The sequence below is a fragment of the Candidatus Culexarchaeum yellowstonense genome (assembly GCF_024707025.1).
Classification (GTDB): domain Archaea; phylum Thermoproteota; class Methanomethylicia; order Culexarchaeales; family Culexarchaeaceae; genus Culexarchaeum.
In genome coordinates this window covers 1-3,190 of the sequence record NZ_JANGFQ010000214.1, presented here as the reverse complement: position 1 = coordinate 3,190, position 3,190 = coordinate 1, and the positions used below count along the sequence as shown (strand labels likewise).

At 35.8% G+C, this 3,190-nt stretch carries 4 protein-coding genes; 3 read left to right on the top strand and 1 reads right to left on the bottom strand.

Going from position 1 to position 3,190, the window contains the following annotated elements:
• The 3 genes from MRT15_RS11360 to MRT15_RS11350 all read left to right on the top strand — a co-directional run.
• Positions 1–598, top strand: a 598-nt coding sequence (locus MRT15_RS11360; RefSeq protein ID WP_304330339.1) for a hypothetical protein, incomplete at its 5' end; no start/stop codon positions are given.
• Positions 585–830, top strand: a complete 246-nt coding sequence (locus tag MRT15_RS11355; protein ID WP_304330338.1) for a hypothetical protein — start codon at positions 585–587, stop codon at positions 828–830. The genes MRT15_RS11360 and MRT15_RS11355, both read left to right, overlap by 14 nt.
• A gap of 247 nt (positions 831–1,077) precedes the next feature.
• Complete coding sequence (locus MRT15_RS11350; protein WP_304330336.1) at positions 1,078–2,430, top strand: hypothetical protein; 1,353 nt, start codon at positions 1,078–1,080, stop codon at positions 2,428–2,430.
• Between the two features lie 316 nt (positions 2,431–2,746).
• On the opposite strand, the gene MRT15_RS11345 is transcribed toward MRT15_RS11350, so the two are convergent.
• The coding region (locus tag MRT15_RS11345; RefSeq protein WP_304330335.1) for a hypothetical protein at positions 2,747–3,190 on the bottom strand (444 nt) is incomplete at its 5' end.

Sequence of the window (3,190 nt, the reverse complement as noted above, 5' to 3'; positions counted from 1 at the left end):
AGATATTCCAATATATTTTCTGCCTATGTCTATAAACTTGGAAGGAAATATTGCGTATTTCAGAGCAATCTGCCACAAAGCATTGGCACATAAGCTCAAACTGAGGCTTACTCTCAGAAGGCTACTTAGAACAAATTATATCCCAATAGAAAATTACCGACTTACATTTCCAACGCCTAACGAAGAACTTGGGGAGGTAATAATAAGACAGCCCCTTCAATTTTCTTTAAATAGAGATGATGAGATTTACTGGGCTGTAGCAAGTAAATTGGGTACGATAACCGAAGAGCGTAGGAAAGTAGAAGCTTTGTTGCGAAAAGAAGTTTTGAGCGGAGACTTTCCAAAGCTGATAAATCAATTTGTAGCTTTAGATAAGTTAGAAGAATTGTTAAGGGGAAGTAAACAAGTGGGAGGTGAAATTAGGAGAGCTGATTTATCATTTCAAAGAATAATAGTATGGCTTTTATCTATGCTTGGCTTTCAATTAGTTGAACTAGAAGGGACAGCTTATAAAACTATTAAGGAGGAGGATGAGACAGAAAGGGAAGCTGATCTTTTGATACATGATCCTCAAACGAAGAATAATGTATGTTGCTGATGTTACTTTAAGGTCGCCTGAAGATAAGAAAATAGATGATTTAGCCAATCTTCAGCTTCTACTGCAAAGAAGAGGAATTTTTGTTGAACCCATGATAATAGTTGGAGAATATGCCACTGAGAAAAAGAAAAATGTTAGAAATGTAAAGGTGATCGATATTGAAGATTTGCAACTCATTATAAATACATTAAGAAAAGGCAACATAGAGGAGGCAAGAAAAGTAATAGGCTAATTGTTTATAGTCTTCATAAATTGTCTTCTTACAATGGATTAAGAACAATAAGTTTAAAATGGGGGATTGTGAAGAGATTTCTCCTTTTATTTTGCTCTATATTACTTATAAAAATATTATTTAAAAAAATGGTTAGAGAGTCGATAGTAATTTAAGATGTTGCCTGAAAGAGTAAAAATGAAGAAGTATGAAAGAAGAATCACGAATAGATTTCACAGATGTTAGGGAAAAGCTACGAGCTTATCTAATGGAGCTAATAATGCATTTCAGGGAGAGAATGAAAAGCTTGCCTATTGAAGTACAAACTGTAGCCTCCAAAACCTTCAATGATCTCTCATTTCCGTGTCAGATGATGGTTATCTGGGCGAAAGAACCTGAGTTTCAAATAATAGTCATAGCACATCTGAAAGAGATGGAAGATAAAACAATCGAAATTTATGGGCCTATTGAAAATTCGAATTTATTCGATTACATTGAAAAGCAAGTTTTAAACTCAAATTTTGTTAAATTAATAGGAAGAGACGAAGTAAAGAACTCCTTAGCACATATTTTCACGTGGTTATTAAGAAACTATAATCCTTTGAGTCCTTTAAGACCTGGAATATTCGTGAAGACGAGAATACGGTTCGATGAACCATATTCCGTAGGATGGCTGGTCGTAGGAAACCTTTTAAGATGTGATATTAAGGAACTAATAGACAATTGCATTAAAGAGATAATTTCTACTGCAAGACCTTCTTTTCCAGCTTCTCCACCAGAAGAAAAGGTGATTCTTGAAGGATTTGGAGCATATGTACGTCCCCCTATTTGGATAGGTGAAGTACCGAAACCTAAATCATTTAGGGAGAAAGTTCTAGGACTTCCTCTTTGGGAATATTCATCACAGAGAGTTGTAATGGATGTCTATAAAGGGTTTCCAGTTATTGTGCTTCGTAATGGCTACATAGCTATTGGTATAAAGGAGAAGTCTAAGGCTTTAGAATTCCTTAATGAAATGATGGCGACGTTATTACTCCTTGGTATCCAAACCCACGTGATTAGGGAGGTTGACTTGGGAGAGGCAACATTTAAAGAGAAAAGTGCACAATGGAGTGCCCCTATTAGCCCGGAGACTTGGCCTTATGTTTCACAATTTGTTATCAATGAAGTGAAGGTGAGGAATGCAATAAAGTTGGCAGAGCTCATTACAACAAATGAGAGAATGAAATCGCTTATCTCACTTCTTCATGAGGCTTATACCTACTTCATGAACACGGAGTATAAGCAGGCATTGATCATGAGCTGGGTTATTCTTGAGGACTTTTATATTGAGGATTTATTGTCTTCAACGATTTCAAAGATTACTTCTGATAAAAAGAGGCTTGAAAAGATAGAGAATTGGAATATTGATCAGAAGATAGAAGTGTTGAATATTTCTCATGTGATTTCTAATGAAGAATATGATTTGCTCATGGAGATTAAGAAGGCTCGTAATGACGTTGTTCATGAGGGGAAGGCTCCGGGGAAAGAAATTGTTGAGAAGTGTTTGAATCTTGCTTCAAGGGTTGTTCAAAAGTATATTGGAACTTACTTTGGAGAGCTTCTTCCCAAGTTGTTTTGAAGATTCATAAGTCTTTGTAAAACCTTATTGTTCTCTATTTGCATAGTTACACGGTCACTTTATGGACTCTGTTTTCCTAGCTCTTTGACTTCGAAGCCGAGTTTTATTAGGACTCTATATGCATCTCTGGCTGTGAATCCTATTCTTGGTAGCCCTGCTACTACTGTAATTACTTGTTTGATGGGATATCATTACATCATAGTAATAGCCCCTAAATCATAATCTATGAGAATGTCTGGAAAATATGGTTGAAGAATTTTAGACTTTCATTCTTGAGCTACAAAGGGTTTTAAGTTTTGGAAAGACTTTTGGGAAGTTATTTCTTCCAAATCCAGTATTCGTAGCCGTGAATTGGTGTTTTTAGCTTCTGCTTCATTATTAGGTGATCTATGGTTTCTGTGAAGGTTAGGTGGTAGAGCCAGCAGAAGAATTCTGCGAAGCTTGCATATCTACTTGCTTTGCACTTCCCGAAGGTATCTTTAATCTTATCTAGATTCTTGTAGATTACATTGAAGATTTGGGTGGACATTTTCTTTGCGAAATCCCTTACTATGAACATGTCTTCTCTAGTATATATTGGTGCTAGGGGTGTTAGTTTTTCATCTATATATAGCCATTCTTTCAAATATTTCTCAGCTTCTGGGCTAAGCTTATATCTACTATCATAATATCTCTTTTCATATTCTCCGAGAACTTTCAGCGTTATCTCATCTATTGCTTTAACTATGCGTTTCCTATCGGAAGCTGGAAGCTTCATGAA

What these genes read in the sequence shown, in the direction of transcription:
- MRT15_RS11355 (WP_304330338.1), top strand. Translation starts at nt 585, where the DNA reads ATGTATGTTGCTGATGTTACTTTAAGGTCGCCTGAAGATAAGAAAATA.
- MRT15_RS11350 (WP_304330336.1), top strand. Translation starts at nt 1,078, where the DNA reads ATGGAGCTAATAATGCATTTCAGGGAGAGAATGAAAAGCTTGCCTATT.